This is a genomic window from Thalassoglobus sp. JC818, from assembly GCF_040717535.1.
Classification (GTDB): Bacteria; Planctomycetota; Planctomycetia; order Planctomycetales; family Planctomycetaceae; genus Thalassoglobus.
On record NZ_JBFEFI010000006.1, the window covers coordinates 244,210 to 262,387 of the forward strand.

Annotated in this window: 11 protein-coding genes; 1 reads left to right on the forward strand and 10 read right to left on the reverse strand. The window is 54.1% G+C overall.

Going from position 1 to position 18,178, the window contains the following annotated elements; all coding sequences use genetic code 11:
- Positions 1-53 precede the first annotated feature (53 nt).
- The 6 genes from AB1L42_RS16995 to xylB all read right to left on the reverse strand — a co-directional run bounded on the left by AB1L42_RS16995 (position 54) and on the right by xylB (position 6,589).
- Complete coding sequence (locus AB1L42_RS16995) at positions 54-1,067, reverse strand: MoxR family ATPase (protein WP_367059062.1); 1,014 nt, start codon at positions 1,065-1,067, stop codon at positions 54-56.
- A 151-nt stretch (positions 1,068-1,218) separates the two neighbouring features.
- On the reverse strand, positions 1,219-2,604 hold the full coding sequence (locus tag AB1L42_RS17000; protein ID WP_367058514.1) for an NAD(P)/FAD-dependent oxidoreductase: 1,386 nt from the start codon (positions 2,602-2,604) through the stop codon (positions 1,219-1,221).
- 183 nt (positions 2,605-2,787) lie between these two features.
- A complete protein-coding gene (locus AB1L42_RS17005) occupies positions 2,788-4,110 on the reverse strand; it encodes a beta-ketoacyl-[acyl-carrier-protein] synthase family protein (RefSeq protein WP_367058517.1) in 1,323 nt (440 codons plus the stop codon).
- A gap of 52 nt (positions 4,111-4,162) precedes the next feature.
- A complete protein-coding gene (locus AB1L42_RS17010) occupies positions 4,163-4,378 on the reverse strand; it encodes a hypothetical protein (RefSeq protein ID WP_367058520.1) in 216 nt (71 codons plus the stop codon).
- Positions 4,379-4,548: 170 nt separating this feature from the next.
- Positions 4,549-5,046 carry an HYExAFE family protein gene (locus AB1L42_RS17015; protein ID WP_367058523.1) on the reverse strand — a complete coding sequence of 166 codons (498 nt, stop codon included), beginning with the start codon at positions 5,044-5,046 and terminating at the stop codon, positions 4,549-4,551.
- Positions 5,030-6,589 carry a xylulokinase gene (xylB, locus tag AB1L42_RS17020; protein ID WP_367058526.1) on the reverse strand — a complete coding sequence of 520 codons (1,560 nt, stop codon included), beginning with the start codon at positions 6,587-6,589 and terminating at the stop codon, positions 5,030-5,032. The genes AB1L42_RS17015 and xylB overlap by 17 nt, the downstream gene beginning before the upstream one ends.
- Positions 6,590-6,748: 159 nt before the next feature.
- Here xylB and AB1L42_RS17025 point away from each other — a divergent pair, with 159 nt between their 5' ends.
- Positions 6,749-7,795: a PDZ domain-containing protein gene (locus AB1L42_RS17025; protein WP_367058529.1), complete on the forward strand. Its 1,047-nt coding sequence runs from the start codon at positions 6,749-6,751 to the stop codon at positions 7,793-7,795.
- 37 nt (positions 7,796-7,832) lie between these two features.
- On the opposite strand, the gene lpxB is transcribed toward AB1L42_RS17025, so the two are convergent.
- The 4 genes from lpxB to AB1L42_RS17045 all read right to left on the reverse strand — a co-directional run bounded on the left by lpxB (position 7,833) and on the right by AB1L42_RS17045 (position 18,045).
- Positions 7,833-9,008 (reverse strand): lipid-A-disaccharide synthase, encoded by a 1,176-nt coding sequence (gene lpxB / locus AB1L42_RS17030; RefSeq protein WP_367058532.1) that lies wholly within the window; start codon positions 9,006-9,008, stop codon positions 7,833-7,835.
- Between the two features lie 230 nt (positions 9,009-9,238).
- Complete coding sequence (locus AB1L42_RS17035) at positions 9,239-10,270, reverse strand: TIM barrel protein (RefSeq protein ID WP_367058535.1); 1,032 nt, start codon at positions 10,268-10,270, stop codon at positions 9,239-9,241.
- 249 nt (positions 10,271-10,519) lie between these two features.
- The gene (locus AB1L42_RS17040; RefSeq protein WP_367058538.1) at positions 10,520-12,802 is read right to left on the reverse strand and encodes a glutamine amidotransferase; all 2,283 of its coding nucleotides are present in this window, start codon (positions 12,800-12,802) and stop codon (positions 10,520-10,522) included.
- Positions 12,803-13,485: 683 nt separating this feature from the next.
- Positions 13,486-18,045: a hypothetical protein gene (locus tag AB1L42_RS17045; protein ID WP_367058541.1), complete on the reverse strand. Its 4,560-nt coding sequence runs from the start codon at positions 18,043-18,045 to the stop codon at positions 13,486-13,488.
- Between the last annotated feature and the right edge of the window lie 133 nt (positions 18,046-18,178).

The window sequence follows — 18,178 nt, forward strand, 5'->3', positions numbered from 1 at the left end:
GCATCAAATTGTTCTCAAGCAGAGTCGATAATCGACGACAAGCTGGGAACGGTTCACTTTTTGATCTGACTGGCTCGCTCTTGGATTGCAACGGGAACGGATTGCAAAAGCTTCTGGATCACATCATCTGGAGAAATTCCCTCACTATCCGCCTGAAACGTCGTCAAAATTCGGTGTCGCAACACCGGAATCGCCACAGCCTTCACATCTTCCGTTGTCACGTGAAAACGACCTTCAAGGATGGCGCGGGCTTTGGCTCCCAAAATCAGGTACTGCCCTGCTCTTGGACCAGCCCCCCACGACAGGAACTTCTTCACAAAATCCGGGGCGGTGTCTTCATTCGGTCGCGAAGCCCGGACAAGATCACGGGCATAGATGAAAACATGCTCGGCAACCGGCACTTTTCGAACGACTTCTTGCAGCGCCAGAATCTGAGCACCCGTCAATGCTGGCTTAAGTTCCGGTTCGTGGCCTCCGGTCGTCTGCTTGAGGATTCGCAATTCCTCTGCAGCGGTCGGATATTCGACTCTCACGTTGAACATGAATCGATCGAGTTGGGCTTCTGGAAGCGGGTACGTTCCTTCCTGCTCAATCGGGTTTTGTGTTGCTAATACGAAGAACGGAGACGGAAGCCGGTAAGTGTTCGAACCGACGGTGACGTGCCGTTCCTGCATCGCTTCCAGAAGTGCCGCCTGAGTTTTGGGCGGAGTCCGGTTGATTTCGTCCGCGAGAAGCACGTGTGTAAAGATCGGCCCTTGCATGAAGTGAAAAGCACGTTGACCGGTTTCGGGGTCATCCTGCAAGACATCAGTGCCTGTGATGTCCGACGGCATAAGGTCCGGCGTGAACTGAATTCTTCGAAAGGAAAGCTGAAGAATCTGAGCGACCGTGCTGACCAGAAGAGTTTTCGCCAGCCCCGGTACTCCAACCAGCAGGCAGTGCCCCCGACTGAAGAGTGCGATGAGAAGCTGGTCGATCACATCGTCTTGACCGATGATGACTTTTCCAATCTCCTCGCGGAGCCGTGAATACGCAGACGCCAACCCGCGGATGGCCCGTTCTTCCATCGCTGTCGTCTCGGTTGACTGCGGTTGTTCAATCGAGGAGGAATTGGGAGGAGTCGAATTCATTCGCGAACTCAATTGAGGTGGGATCGTCAGAGATAGTTGGGCTTCGAGTGTATCGAATCAATTCCGTCGCTCAAAGGAGGGAGTCTCTTCACCGCATCAAGAGATGATTGTTCGCCATCGTAATTCCCGACAGCATCGACCCGATGATCCCCAGGAATCCCTGATCTGTTCCGCAGAGATAAAGGTTTTCGACAGGTGTGACTCCGTCGAGAACTTTGACCGGTGCTCCGTAGACCGCTCCTCGAACATGTCCCGTAAATCGCTTGATCGTGCGAGGCGTGAAGATATCGACATCGACTACGTGATCACGAAAATCCGGAATGTGTGCCATCGCTGAATCGACCATTCGATCAGCCCACTCCTTCTTCGCGGTGACATATTCTTCATCGCCGACAGAACACCAGTAATCCGGATTCGCGAGTGCTGTCATGCGAATGAAGCCGTCTTCGAGTTGCTGTCCGTCCTCGTAAGCGAAGTTGTTGGGTGAACAGATGATTCCGCTGCGAACATCGCACGGTTCTACCGGCGGTTCGTAGTGAAACTTTTCCTCGTTGTTGTAGAACACGATGGTCTCATCGTGTCCCAAGTCGCGAGGCTGACAGTCGAGCACGTAAATCGCTTCGTTGAATGAGACTTCTCCCGCATCCGCGTTCAGTTGGGGATGCGATTTCCCGCACAGTTCGTAGGTCTCCGCCACACCTGCAGAAGAGAGAATCGTTTCTGCTTCGTATTGCGTTCCGTCGTCCGTAATGACTCCGACAGCGCGATCGCCATCAACGACCACTTCCTGCACTCCCTGGCGAAGCTTGAGTTCGCCGCCCAGCGATTTGAATTGACGTGTGAGCGTCTTCAGGATTTTGCGAACCCCATCAAACGGGCGCCCGAATCCTTCTCGAAAGATGCTTTTGAACATGATCACGAACTGGTTGAAGTCCATATCATGCGGCAACGCTGACCCATAGAACATGAGCGGACAGAACAGCATATCGATCAGCATCGGATCAGTCAGATGCTCATTCAAAACCGTTCGGGCAGAGATCGGTTTCTGGCTGAGATTCAACTCGTCGAATTCTTCGATTCGTTGGACGAGTTCCCGAAAACGATTCGCCTGATCGGGAAACTCTTCGCAAACCGTATCCAGAAACTGTTCGTAGTTATTGTCGAAGAACAGCTTCCGCCCTGGGAAGACGACAGATGATCCGTTCTGAGGTGACAGGTCGAAGTCATCCCATCGCAGTCGAAGTTGCTTCAACAACTTTGCCAATGGACCAGTCCGCGTTCCTGGAGCAGCATAGTTTGTGACAGCATGCAGCCCAACATCGTAATTCCGCCCCCTGAGCCGGTAGAAGGAATTCAGGCCGCCGATCGTCGTATGCCTCTCGAGGATACAGACGGACTTGTCGTAATAAGCAAGCCGGATTCCGGCAGCCAAACCGGACATTCCGGCACCAATGATGAGCGTGTCGTACTTCACAAGTTTGTCTTCAAAAGTTGTGTGATTCAGTCCATCAGCCCGTTTCGCGCACGGATCGCCGCAAATCTGCGACGAAGGTGTCGAGAGCAATTTGCTCTTTCCAGTGCACTCACTTGCGCGGTCCCACTCATTGAAAAGCTGAGTTTGCTCGTGCGAGCAAGTGCAAACAAATTTGAATACGGTCTAAATGCGTTTTAGCAACCCTGCGCCCAAATGTCCGCCAAATCCTAGAGAAGTTTTCAGGAGTAGTCCGAGGGGCAGCGGCATTGATGTCGACATCGTCAACGGAACACCACATTCAGGATCGATCGATTGGAGATTCGCTGTGGGTGGCAAGCGTCCGTCTCGCAGTGACAGAATGCCGAGCGCTGTCTCAACCGCTCCCGCCGCTCCCATCAGATGCCCAATACTCCCTTTGACTCCAAACCCAGTCGGTAACTGAGCTTGGTCGCCGAAAATTCTGCGAATCGCACGCGACTCACAGAGATCATTCAATTCTGTGGCGGTGCCGTGATAGCAAATCGAACCAATTTCCGGGGCGTGAACGGAGTGCCTGTCGATGAGCCTGCGGATCACTCTGCCGAGTTCTTCGCCTGATGTGTCGACATTCGTGATGCCCGACGGATCTGATCCCGTTTGTCCGCCAATCCATTCAGCGAGAGGCTTCGCTCGCCGCTTTTCGGCAGCTTCCCATTCTTCAAGAACGACAACAGCCGCCCCTTCTCCAACCATGAAGCCTGAACGCTGAGCGTCGAAAGGTCGACACGCTCCTGCTGGGTCATCTTCCGCTCGAGCCATCACTCCCAGCCGTCGATACGATCCCAACAGACCGGGGTGCAGCGAAGCATCCGTGCTCCCCGCGAGGACGCACGAAAACTCTCCACGCTGGATCCATTGAGCTGCCTGAATAATCGACAATAGCCCAGTTGCACAGGCTGCGACGGGACAGGCGACACCACCTTGAATTCCAAACTCTTGAGCCACCTTCATCGCTGGTGAGCTGGGAAACAGATCTGCAATCGAGATTGCGGAACTGCCTGAGTCAATTGATCGCTGATCGATTTGGAATTGATCGAACGCCTGCAAGTCGGGCTTGCTGGTCCCGATGACGCAACCGCTGTCCGTCAAAACATCCTTAGTCAAGCCGGCGTGTTGTAAAGCTTCTTCCGCCGCCTGCAACGCGAATCGAGTTGCGCGCACCGGTGAAAAAGCGGTCAACTGGTCATCCGCAACCGGTGCTCCGTAAGCTACAGGCCAGCTCTGCAATGATGTTGTCTTCTCTAGTTCGATGGCCTCGACAACTGGAGCTTGCTTTCGACCTGTTCGCTCAATCGCGAGTGATTTCGAAGCAGGGGTTTGTCCCAGACCAACTCGATCCAGAAAGCCCTGCCCCAACCACCGGCCAGCACGTTCGCCTTCCAAAATCGCCTGCCAGGTTGACTCTCGATTGGCCCCGAGCGGAGTCACCAGACCAATACCAGTGACAGCAACACGGACATCCTTCACAACAGGCACCCCAATTGAGAGTGGAGTGCCGACATCAAAGAAACGCTGCGATTCACTGCCGATTGCTCTTCCGACAGACTGCGAACAGGACAAAACCAACCATGATGGCCGTGATCAGGATTTCTGTCCACAACGGACGGATCAGCACCCCGTCGGCACCAGTCGGAGCAGCAGGAACTGGAGCCGGAGCTGGCCCCTGGCCCAAACAGAGTGTTCCCCACATCAGGAGAGCACCGCAGACGCTCAATATTCGCTTGCCAATTCTCACAATACACCTGTTCCATCTGTGACTTCACAACGTTCTTACTCATTCCCTTCGCTGCTGCATCGATCGAGTTTTCCCTCGCTCTTCAATTTATCTCTCGTCTGTCCACGCAAGGGATGTAAACGAGCAGCCGTCACAACTCCCTCTTCGATTCGCAAAACCTGCAATCGCTCCTAAAGCATCGAGAGAATCGGTTGGCGTAACTCCTGAAAATGGTTCGCTCCCAGAAACACCGTTTTCCACGAGCGGGACCGAAGTCTCATCTTCTGAGCATATTCCCGCGTCCAGACACCATAAAAGGCATATCTCCGCCGCTGGAATTCCCACGTGACGGGATGGTAGTCCATTTCACTCGCTTCGAGAACTTCGTAGGCAAAAACCAATACGCTCCGAAATCCGTCCCCGAAAACTTCCTCCCATTTGAGGAGACTGTCGATGTCGTCTTGCATGGCCCAATTCTGCCAGCTTGGGCGACCTCCAAACGAACGTCGCCCTTTCACATCGATCAGCAAATTGCTGGCGGTTTGTGAGTAGACCACGAAATCCATGGACTTCAACGACTCATCGCCATGCAGCGCACGGCGAGTTTCGTTGACCGAAACGTAGGGACGTCTCACCAATCGCAACAGCTTTTCGAAAGCAACGTCGTAATGGTTACACTGTTTTGCCATCGTTCGATTCCGCTTCCACAAACTCGGCGATCGACTTGTAATCGGACTTCAATGACTGATAGAGCTTTTGGAAAATGGGATAAGCCCGATTGTAGCTGGCCTTGGCCGATGTGTTCGTCTCGGTTTCGGTTTCGACTCGAATCGTTGCTTCGCAGGCTTCCACGACGCTGGAATATGCTCCGGTCCCGGCAGCTGCCAACAAAGCGACACCAAATGCCGGTCCTTCTTCCGCGTTGATCGTCACGACATTCTGACCGTAGACATCGGCCTGCAATTGTCGCCAGAACTTGCTGCGTGCACCACCGCCTGAGACTCGAATCTGTTCGATCGGGATGTTCATTTCCCGAATCAGTTCCAAACAGTCTCGCATCGCAAAAGTCGCTCCTTCCATGACCGAGCGAACGAAGTGAGCTTTCTGATGCCGCAAGCTCATTCCCACCCACGTGCCGCGAGCATGTGGATCGGCATGTGGAGTTCGTTCGCCCGTCAAATACGGCAGAAAGAACAGACCTTCCGAACCAGCAGGTGCACGGTTAGCTTCGGCGGTCAGCAATTCGTAAGGGTCAACGCCCATCCCCTTAGCCGCCGCGACCTCTGCCAGTGCGAACTGATTTCGGTACCACTGCAAGCTTCCTCCGGCGGAAAGCACGCACCCCATGACATGCCATTTGTCACGCACCGCATGACAGAACGTATGAATTCTCCCGCCAGCGTCGATTTGCACTTCGTCGCTGTGGGCGAAGACAACACCACTCGTTCCCATCGTGGCCGAAATGACTCCTCGGCTGACGATTCCGTTTCCGATCGCGCTGGCTGCCTGATCTCCACCTCCACCGACGACGGGAACACCCTCCGGCAATCCCAACGCCGCTGCGGCTGCTGCATGCAGCTTTCCGCTCACTTCTTCGGACTCGTAAACTTCCGGCAGCAACGCGGGGTCAATTTCGAGTCGGGTCAACAACTCCTGACTCCACTGCCGACGTCTCACATCGAGCAACAGTGTTCCCGATGCATCGCTCACTTCGGAAGCGAACTCCCCCGTGAGCCGGTATCGCACGTAATCTTTCGGCAGGAGAACCTTGCTGAGTTTTTCGTAGTGATGCGGTTCGTGATTGCGAAGCCAGAGTATCTTGGGAGCGGTGAACCCTGTCAGTGCCGGGTTGGCAACCATCTCAATGAGAGCGGTTCGGCCCCCAGCTCGTGATTCGATTTCTTCGCACTCTTTCACCGTCCGTTGATCGTTCCAGAGCAAAGCTGGTCGAATCACCTTCCCATCAGCATCCAGAAACACGGAACCATGCATCTGTCCACTGAGGCCAATGCCTTTCACATCCGCCGGTGAGATTTTTGCTGCTGCCAGCACTTTTCGAACAGTTTCTGCAGAAGCAGTCCACCAGTCTTCAGGATCCTGTTCGGACCAGCCCGGGTGCGGACTTGAGAGCGGATACTCAGCTGTCGCTGACGCGAGAATCGTTCCATCTTCTTTAATGGCAAGTGTTTTGGTGCCACTTGTGCCGATGTCGATTCCTAAATACACACCCATTACCAGCGTTCCCTTTTTGATGTGAATCAGCGAAGTCGATTGAACCCGCTAAAACGTCGAGAGTAGAATTTCATCAACGATCCAGAATAGGAAATCGACTCGTGGCTGTGTAGCAACAGACACTTCCAACTCTTCGTTCAGCCCTCCAGCGAGGCACCCGTGACACGACGAATCCTTGCCGCACTTCTCATTGTCAGAAGCTTGACGCTGTCTGTTCCCGCAGAAGAACGACTTCCGGAACGCTTGAGAGAGCAGTTCTGGACACAAGGAGACCAAGTCCGCACAGCTTTTGTCCCGGTGATTCGCAATGCTCGACGCGGAACCGTCAAATTTCTGAAAGAAGCGGAGCCGGTCGCACTAGGAGCAATTGTTGATCGTGATGGTTGGATTCTGACGAAGGCGAGTCAGATCGGAGACGCTGACTTGGTTTCTCTTCAAGACGGCAGACGGGTCCCGTTTGAGTATGTCGGTCACGATGTCAAACTCGATCTCGCCCTCGTTCGTATCGACGCTTCCCGCCTGACGCCTGTTGAATGGGAGACCGAAGAACCGAAGCTGGGAGCATGGGTCGTGACGACTGGACACAAACCTGATCCTCTGGGAATCGGAGTGGTCAGCGTCCCCCGACGTTCGATCGAGAAGTCCAGCTCTTACGGTGTCTTGGGCATCGCTCTCGTCGATGTGTCGCCCGACGTAGCAGCGATCATCGAATCTGTCTTTCCAAACAGCGGGGCCTCGCGCGCAGGACTCGAAGCCAACGATGAAGTTCTCTCAATCAACTCCAGCCAGATCGCCGGTCGACGGGACTTGATTCGCACGATCCATCAATATCGCCCGGGAGATACTGTGATCGTCGAAGTCGATCGAGATGGCGAAAAGAAATCATTCAGCGTGACACTGACGCATCCGTTCGGAGATTTTCTGTCGCGTATCGCTTTCCAACAGCAACTCGGTGGACCACTCAGTTTCCGCAGAGACGACTTCGAGGCGGTCCTTCAACATGACACTGTCCTCAGTCCGGAACAATGCGGCGGACCAGCGGTCAACATCGACGGAAAAGCGATTGGAATCAATATTGCCCGCGCTGGACGGACAGCAAGCTATCTGCTGCCTGCCGATCTCATTCTTCCGAAGATCGATGCACTGAAGTCCGGGCAATTTCCTCCGCCAATCGCTCCACAGTCAAATGCAGACACTGGCGAATAGTCACTTCGAATAGGTGTGTAACCTCTCGCGAGACGAACTACGCTGCTCGTTTTCGTTCGCCTGAGGACTCTGCTTTCCGCAAGCGGTTGTGCAGCACTTCTGCCGCCCGAGCGAGACCGCCAACTTCCACGATTTGATCAGCCAGGTTCGAAATCTCTGACTTCATCGCGTTCAAATCTTCCGGGTTTGAAATTAACTGATCGAGATCTTTGGTCATCTCACGGATGTATCGACTCCGACTCCGCACGACCGGATATTCCGGCATCAGTTCACGACCTGCAATCAGGTTTGGAAGCGACATGAATTCAACGGTCAGCAATGCAGTCGCGAGGATGTAAGTCATCAACGACCCGCGGTACATCACCACCGCCGGAGTCTTTCGAGCCAGAAGTTCCAGACTCACCGATCCCGAGACCATCAGGCAGCAGTCACTTGATTCAATGACGGCCGACGTCCGGTCGAGGTAGAGGTCGACTGGCAGCGACGTTTCGTACTTGTCGAGCAGCTCCTGACACTTCTCGAAATGCCACTCCTTGTAACACGCCACCATGCACCGCAGATTGGGGTGCTTGCCTGAGAGTTCCTCGATGACATTCAACATCACTGGAAAATTGCGAAGGACTTCCTGCTTTCGTGAGCCAGGGAGAATCCCAAGATGAATCTTCCCATCCCGGCGAAGGCTTTGAATTTCGTCCGGGGAAATCGGATGCTCAGCAACCTCATCGAAGAAGGGATGCCCCACGTACTCGACGTCGACTCCGCGCGACTGATACCACTCAGCTTCGAACGGGAGAACGGACAACACGCAGTCAATCAGACGGCGAGCTTTGCGAATCCGCCACGGAGCCCACGCCCACAATTGTGGCGGACAGTAGTAATAGACCGGTACATTCGCTCGCTTCGCAGCTCGCGCAACCCACCAGTTGAACCCGGGGAAATCGACGAGTACGACTGCATCTGGACGTTCCCGGTGAAAGAACTCTTCGGCCTTCTGAACGAGCGACCGAAATTTTTGAATGAGCGGCAGAATCTGGTCGATTCCCATGACCGCCAGATCGGTGAGTTGAAACAGGCAGTCCAGCCCCTGTGACTGCATTTCCGGCCCACCAAAGCCACTAAAACGAACTCCCGGTTCGCGCGATCGAAAATGGCGCATGAGGGCAGCGGCGTGTTCATCACCGCTTGGTTCACCGACAGAGAGAAAGACGTGCATGAGTGCATCCTTGCGTTCATCAGTCCGAATGGCCGGAATCGTATCAAAAAAACAGCCTGCCGGAAGCGCGAATTTCGTTCCTCCTCCTCAGATGAACACCGCGGAAAAACGAACAGACCTCACCCGAAATTCGGGCGAGGCCTGCTGATCATTTCGTCTATCGAGTTGTTCGCTTAGATTCCGAAATCACGGATCGGGAGCGACTCAATTCGCAGAGTTTGGGGCCTTTTTTAAGAATCCCAACCGTGTGCGTCTCGAACCTCGATCATCTTGCCGAGGATCGTGTTCCAGGTCGATGCGGTTTCGAGCATCGAGTTGGGGAACATACATCCATCCCAGCAAATATGCTCAATGCCGCGATCCGTTGCTCCCTCGAGCCAGTAGCCGGCGCATTTCACGATGTCGAGTTTTCCGTTCGGATCATCAGCTGGGCAGTGTTTTCCGGTCTTATCGTGGCTTCCGGTGCCATGCACGGTTCCATCGTTCTGAGCGACGTGGAAATCAATCGTCCAGGGACGAAGTGCATCGGTCATGGTCTTGTATGCCTCCCAGAAGGCCTCGTCGGAATCGCCTTCTTTCAGCAGAGCATGTTCCGGAGCGTTGTAGCCCATGAGATACAGGTAGGTGTGGGCCAAATCGGCTTGAAAACCGAGCGATTGCGGCATTCCCACTTCTTCCAGCAGGTTGAGCATATCTCTCCAGGAATGCATTCCAGCCCAGCAGATTTCTCCCTCTGCTGCGAGACGTTCTCCGTTGTCTTCGGCGATCTTCGCAGCTTCGCGAAACGTTGCAGCAATTTTCTTGGTGTTTGCCGAAGCGTCTTCGCGCCATTTTTCCACGCCGAATTCCGCGGAATCGATGCGGATCACTCCGTACTTGCGAACTCCATGCTCATTGAAAATACGGGCAATGCGACAGGCTTTTTCGACGGCTGTCAGAAATTTCTTGCGGGATTCCTCATCTCCCATCGCGGAATCACCGACAGTGCCCGGCCAGACTGGGGCCACGAGCGAGCCGACTGAGAATCCGTGGCTGGCGATCTTGTCGGCAATTTGCCGCAGCTCATCATCACTCGCGTCCGGATCGGTATGTGGCAGAAACAGAAAGTAATCGATGCCGTCAAAACGAGTTCCGTTCACATTCGCCTGTGCTGTCAACTCCAGCATGCGGTCGAGTGAAATCGGAGGATTATCCGTGCCTTCTTCTTTTCCAACCAGTCCCGGCCACATGGCGTTGTGAAGTTTGGGAAGCGAATGGGCCATGAAACTCTCCTCGAGAAGTCAATGAATTGTGATATGAAGACTCGCATCAGTGAACACGGCCTCGCGCCGCGTCAAACTGTTCACGCGAGTGTGCGGAATCGAACAATCTGTTTCACTCAATCCAACACATGAAAATCTATTGATTGAATCGTTCACAGCATGGCGGATTTCCAGAGATTTGTCGACCGATGCGCAGACGATCCTCAGCACACTTCGGCAAGCTGTGAAGATTGAAACGAAAGAGCAATTTCAAACCAGACCCTGCTTCTTGCGAAGCACCCATTCTGCGGACATCAGCGTCACAAAGAGGATCAGTGGAGGCCAGCCATCCCAGAGATTGATCGTGCGATAGCGTTTGAGTTCCGGGGGAATTCCTTCGTCCAGCAGCCGCATCAAAAACTCTCCAAAATTCTCGGGAGGTACAACACTCCCACCGCTCACACTGGCAATCTCTGACATCAATCCAGGATCGGCCGCCGGGTTGTCCATTTCAATGTCACGGGAATCGACGACAAAACGGGTCGACGCCAGCAACCCCAAGGCAGACCCATTGTGCTTTGCCGAGACGCGCACCCAGTAATCACCGGGGGCTTCAGTCTCCAGAAACTCTCCGATTCCGTGATCGCCGAACCGTTGGGGTGTCACTTTGAGAGTCTCTCCCGATGGCAACAATACCTCAACTTCGTAGTCTGCGTCGGGAATCGCTTCTCCCGATTCATCCTGCGCTCCGAATTCAATCACGACAGGCATGTGTGGCGCGTAGCTTCGCGGCTCAACGCGCACCCAAACAGGTTGATCGGAATCGAATTCCTTGTGGGCCAACCAGAGAATGAGCTGCTGCCAGAATCGTTGATGCTCCGCCTGAAAGCCTCGAAGATGCCATTTCCAGGTTTCGTCAACTCCCAAAGCGAGTACACGAGCGCGACCGGTATCGGTGGCGAGAAGAAGTGGATCACCGGTTTCAGTCTCAGCCAACACTTCGACAGCGCCCGACTTGCGTTCGAGCCGATTCGCTCCTCCCAAGAGAGGCAGCCGACGCCAGGCAGCATCGTTTTGAGAACCGGAGAGACGCATCAGATAGTGATCTTCCCCCGCTACAGTCGGAAGGAATTTGACTTCTCTCTGCAAATGACCGTCCGGATTTTCCTGATCGACGCGAATTTTTTCTTCCGGCGACATCTTCACGGGCAGCAGCGTGGCCAACGGAGTATCGGCATATCCGCCAGCTCCAAAGTTGTGGAGTCCGCCGATCATGATGAGCCCCGCCCCTTCATTCACTCGCAATGCGAGTTCTCTCAAGAGATTGTTGCCATCCTTCTGAAAGACCGAAGCTGGGACATCACCGATGATGAAAACGTCATACTTTGCGGGAGCGAACAGATCGGGGTCGATGTTGGTTTCCTGAGCGAATCGCCCCGAGAGAACGACTTGCGTATCGACCTGAATTTTCGCGGTGTCATTCAGTCTTCGCAGAAACTTCTGTTCGGGACGAGGGACGTCAAAATAAGCAACCTTGAGGCCACCTTTCCGAACGGTAATCAACGTCTCGCGTCGATTATTGTTGACTTTGACTTCGCCCGGATCGGGAACCACTTCGGCAGCGATTTTGTATTCGCCAGCACGCTCCGCCACGAATGAGAGCTCCACTGGAATCGTCATCGAGTTTTTGTCTGTTCTGAGATCGCGAAAAGGTGTCGCATCGACAGACAGCGGAATCTCGCGAAATTCGCCAGACTCGCCATCAACAACTCCGGTTCGATCTTCAATCAGGAGACGGACTCGAACCTCTTTGCCTGAGGCACCATTCAACTTGACCTGCAAGTGCACCGGCACGGTCTTGCGTTCGAAGGTGACACTTTGATCGAGCTGCATGTCTTCAATGGCGAGATCGATGCCACTTCCCGAGACATCCGAAGTTCCCACAGTCACCGTGTGAATGGGAACGCCAAGCTGTTCGGCGAATCGACGCGCAGCTGCCAGAGGATCGACATCCGCTTCTCCGCCGGCACGCTGAGCACCGTCACTCATCAGAATTGCACCGATCAGTCGATCCTGAGACGAATCTTCCCGGAGCCCGTCGATGGTCTGACCGATGGCGGTGTATTCCCCGTCAGCTGTCGACTTGAGGCTGCTCGACGAGAGCAATTCTGTCGCGAAATCTAGGAACTGGACTTCGACCTCATCGCGAAACGCTTCGAGGGTCTCCCCGTTTTCTTCAACGAGTTGAACGAGAACTTCACGTCGAGTGAGATCGCCGGTTCCATCGGGAGTCGACATGCTTCGGGATTGATCGAGAAGCACGGTCAACCTCGACGATTGATGATCCGTCTCGCTGATCTGGATCGACGGTCTGAGCATTGCCACGATGAGAATCAGCGCTGAGATCAGGCGAAGACCAATCAAGACGCGCCGCCAGCCGGGCGAGAGATGCCGGACCCGTCGCGGATACGTCCATAGCAGCACCGTGAGCATCACGATGATCGTCACGACGACCAAGGGCCAGTTCCAAACTGGTTGGATTACAAATCGCATTCGTCTCAATCGAGTGACAGGAAAAACAAACCGTTGGAACTCTAAGTACTGATGAACGGAACAAACGTCCGGGGAAGTGATGCAGCTTCAATCAGTCCACTTCTCGTACGTTTTATTGTGTGAAAATGACTGATGACAATGGAACAGATGGACTCCGTCTCAGCGGGATCAGTTTCATTGTTGGGCTAACTACAAGGGATTGTTGCCCTTACCGCGTCAATGACAACACATTGTCAGCGAAGTCATCGTGACGGACAACTGAACGACTGCGCGAAATCCAACAATTCAAGAGTCTTGGCTGTGATGATGGTGCCAACTGGGACGCGTACGCCAATCATTCTGAGACGTCGACTTCGGTAACGATGAACCGTTGAATCGGAACCTCAAAGACCGAGTGAGTGATCCGTTGCAGCAAGCCCATGGATCAGAGTGAGTCGAGAGCGCGTCGATTGTGAATTTCATCGACGAAGCAAGAGTGCTCAGCGCAAAAAGAAGGGCTGCTCGACCAAGGGATCGAGCAGCCACAGCCTGAGACGTCTATCCTCTCACCTAGGGGGGGGCGGATCGAGGACAAATCAAGAGGTCAAGCACTTCTTGAGTCAGTTGTCCGCGGTTTCTGTTTCGCTCGCCAGATCAGATCTGACGAGCGACTGCGGACAGAAATCATATACTTTTGAGAAAGCCTAGTTAGGAATTCCGAGGAGTTCTTCCTCTTCTTCCTGGATGATGATTCGAGGAGTCACCATCAGCATCAGACTTTCAGTTTCACGTCCCACACCAGTGTTCTTGAACAACCGGCTGATGTAAGGGACTTTGTTAAGGATTGGAACACCGGCCATGTTTCGACCTTCGCGGAGAGTTTTCACACCCCCGAGGAGAATCGTTCCACCGTCCGGAACACTCACTGTCGTGGTCAGAAGGACAAGGTCCTGAACTGGCTGTTGGATGGTCACGGTTCCGGCTGCACCTTGCTGGTTGTTGTTACCACCAGCTCCGCCGAGTCCACCGCCACCGCCAACTCCGCCGCCGCCGACACCACCGCCGCCGACTCCACCACCGCCGCCGACTCCGCCGCCGCCGCCCAGTCCGCCACCAGCTCCACCGCCGACACCACCAGCACCACCGCCGATGTTGATGTTACCACCCTGACCAGTTCCGGTCGTGAAGGTGAAGACGTCGGTGATCGTTGAGAAGAATGGTGAGACTGTCAGTCGAACGTATCGACGATCTGCGGAAACCACAGCGTTCACGCTCAGGCTGATTCCGTCCAGGAAGGTTTGAACCGTTGGCTGGAATCCGATCTGGAAGTTACTGACCACTGGCTGCACGGATGTCACGAATGGCACCTGCAGACCACTGACGATGTTACCGCCACGACCGTTGAAGAGTGTAATCTTCGGAGCGAACATGATGTTCGAACGTCGGTCACCTTGAGCAGCACGGACAAACATGAAGGCTTCGATGTCACTCAGAATCGCCATTCCGAACTCGATACCTGCTGTTGGTTCAAAACCACCAAACTGAGGAGCAGAGAGTTCGAACGATCCTTGTCGGAACGGAATGTCCAGTTCTGGGGAGAACTGCTCGGTTCCGTTGACCAGACCCACGACTGTGTTTGAAGGCCAGTTGTCGCGACCGATCAGGTTGAGAGTTGGGCCAGCACCGAATGGAGCCAGTCCACCTCCGCCGTTCGCACCTGCGTTTCCGCCGCCACCTGCGTTTCCGCCACCAGCGTTTCCACCACCTGCGTTGTTCCCACCAGTCGCAGTTCCACCGAAGGTTGGATCTGTTCCACCGAAGCGGCGAATTGGAGTGAAGTCGTCGTTCACAACAGGGCCACCAACTGTGTCCTGAATGTTGAAGTCGAAGTCGATTCCGATCTGTTCGAAGAACTGATCGCTCACGGTGATGAAGCGAACTTCAATGGTCACCTGCAAGTCCTGGAGTCGTCGCAACTGCTCCAGAAGATCTTCGATTTCCTGGTGAGCTTTCTGAGTCTGACGAATCACGAGGCTCAATGTACTTTCGTGATTGGTGATGGCACCGTCTCCACCAACTTCGTCCCATGATTCAGGAGAAATTGTGGTGGTGATCAGATCAGACAGCACATCGAAGTCGAACTCAGATGCTTCTGGTCCGTTCAATCCCTGATTTCCACCAGGAACTCCGCCGATTCCGTTCACTCCGTTTGGAGCACCGAATGGGTTGGCAGGAACCTGTGAGAATCCGTTCCCCATGGAAGGAACTGTTGGATGGCTTTGGAGTCCGCCGTTGTTGAACTGGTTGAAGTTCGAACCTGGTTGTGCCTTCACAGTCGTTGGACCGGAAGAGATTGGAACGACAAGGTCTGCCACCTGGTAGACCAGTGTCTTCATCTCACCTTGCTGACGCAGCTGGCTGGTCACCATCAGGATTTCGTTGTCGATCACATAGTCGAGGCCAAGCGGACGCAACAGGAGGTTCAAGGCACTTCGCAGTTGAATTCCGTCCACGTTGATGCTGACAGGTGTGCTGCCAGTCAAACCTTCTTCACTCAGTCCTGCTTCATCAGCAGAGATGTTGATTCCCTGTGTGTCTCCGATGAATCGAAGGACTTCGACCAACGGTGCACCGTCAAAGTGCAGCGAGACAGGTTTTCGCAGGCTGTTGTAGACCTGCATTTCGCTTTCAGTGTGCTCGCGAGCATCTGCACGTCCTGGTTGACGTCGAGCTTTGATGTCTGCGAAGTTCTTGGCGTACGCCAGAGGACGATCATCTCCAACTGGGCTGACAGCGGACTGTTCAACGTCCATCAGAGTGTTGAAGAAGCTTTCTTCCTTGTTGCTTCGCAGTTCCTGATTTCGCTGATCACGCCATGCAAAGGTTGTCTGCAGTTTGGCTGCAATGACAGCTGGGTTTTCAGGATCAAGTTCTTCAGCCTGCTTTGCTTTCGCGAGTGCTTCTGCATAGCGTCGTTGATCGTAGAGCTTGTTGTACTCGTCGATCAGTTCTGCGATTTCCTGCTCGACGCGAACTCGTTCTTCAATTTCACGACGAATGAGGTCTTTGGTTTCTGCGTTCTTACGCTCAAGTTCCAGGATTGGAGCTTTTTGGTCCATGTAAGAGACGATGCTTTCGCGAGCACTGCTGACTGAAGAAACCAGTGCGGCAGACTGTTGTTCGCTCAAGCTTGAAGTCTTGATGGTTGCCAGAGTCTGATCGAGAACTTCCAACGCCTTGGCTGGCTGTGAGTCGCGAAGTTTCTCAGCTCGGTAAATCGCGTTCAGGCTGTCAGTTCGCAACTGATCGAAGACGATCTGTTGTTCTCCGACAACTCGGTCGAGTTGACCGGCAGCTGGGTTGTACTGCTCGTTGCTGGCTTGAACGATTGGTGAATTGCGGCGAGGTGCCAGTTCACGAAGTTTGTCCTGAAGCTGTTGTTGACGATAAGCGTCGAGCTGTTCGCCAGAGTTGTAAGCTTGCAGGAACATTTCGTAAGCGGTGTTGCGGTCACCCTGCTTCAACGCCTGGACACCATGATCGTAGAGTTCAGTTGCTGATCCACCTGCTGTCACAACTCGCTGACCTGAGGTCGCTGATCGAGTTTCTGGAGCGGGTGAAGTCATGTTCAATCCGCTGGCTGCCAGTGCTGGAGCTCCGCTGAATGGGCTGGCACCGCTGGCTGCTGCCTGATCGATCTCAGTCAACAATCGTTCTGGGCTGTCTTCGAAGAGATCATAAGTCACTTCGAGATCGCTGGCTTGAGCAACTTTCGCACGTGCATCGTCGAAACGACCTGCTTCGAGATCAGTTCGGGCTGCCTGCAAGAGCTCAGTTGCCTGGCTCTTCATAGTTTCCCGTCCCATCGGAGCAGGAACCTGTGCGTTGCTGGCCAGACCAGCTGCTGAACCTTGAGCACGAGCAGCGACCAAACGGTCGAGATCTTCACGAGCGACATCTGGAGTGTCATCGAACAATCCAAACGCAACGTCTATCTGCTCTGCTTTCGCGATGTGTTCCTGTGCGGCTTCCAGCTGTCCCTGACGCATTGCTTCGCGAGCTTCTACGAGGTGAGCTGTCGCCTGTTCTTTCTTGTCAGTCTGATCACCACTTGCCACAGGGAATGCTGCAGCAGCACCTTGTGGAGCTGAGGAACCAGCTGATTGAGCTTCGTGGGATCGAACATCCTGCAACACGAGTGCTGGACGATCGTCGAAGAGTTGATAAGACACCTGCAATTGGTCAGCTTCGCTGGCTTTGCTTTTTGCAGTTTCAAGATCGCCTGCGCTGAGCGCGGTTCGAGCTTCCTGTAGCAAACTCAGCGCACGGGTCCGATCCTCATCTGAACCAGTTGATTGTTCAGCACGGTTAGGAGTCGCGGCAAAGATCTCCTTTCCAGACTGCTGTGCAATCTTCGTCAACAGATAATCTGGTGACTCTTCAGTGACGTCCCAGGAGACGTTGAGTTTCTTGGCATCAAGCACGAGAAGCTGAGCTTCTTCGTAGTAGCCTTGAGCGATTTTCTCTTTGGCCACCTGAAGCAGTGCAACCGCTTCAGCTTTTGGGTTCTGCGAAGCTGTCGCTGGTGCAACAACTTCAGCATTGACCTGTTGAATTCCACTTCCGGAAGTGGTTTGCTCAGTGGTCAGCGACGCCATCGTGGCGGAAGGACCTTCTGGGCTGGCAGGTTGGAAACGAGCGATCTCGTAAAGAACCTGTTCCGGTTTGAGATCGAAGACACCGTACTGCACTTCGATCTGTTTGACCTGTTCGACCTTTTGACGGGCGATGTCAAAACGTCGATTGGCAATGTCTTCACGAGCTGAGCTCAGCAACGTTTGGGACAACTGCAACCGCTCTTGTGGCGATTCAGGAATCGTCAGTGGCGGAAGTTGTGGGGCTGGTGTTCCCTGGATCTGAGCGATCACCGACTGTGGTGACAGCGTTCCGGGAGCGAATGTGAGATGCGATTCCTGCGACAAGCGGGTCGCAACGGCAGCAAGACGCAATGCTTCCTGCTTTTCTCCGGCCTGCAGCTTGGCCTGAGCCTGCCGCAGATAGTCATTCACCCGGCGACGGTTGGCTTCGAGACCGGTCGTAGAACCGGGCGAAGTCGCCGCTGGTGTTGACGCGGTCTGTCGTTGATACCGTTCGAACGGATTATCAACCGCAGTCGCGGGATCCTGAGCGTGGCTACTCGAGCCAAGCCATGCACCGGCGGTTAACACACCGCCACAAATTAGTAGTCCCATAAACTTGTACAATGTCGGTCCCTCCTTGGAGCCCTGACGGGGTTCGTACTGTCTCTTGCGATGTCGCACCATGACTCGTTTTGCCGCTGCTATGAGGATTGGAAGCTGACCTCAAGCCAGGCGAGTCATCGCACCACAGATTTCT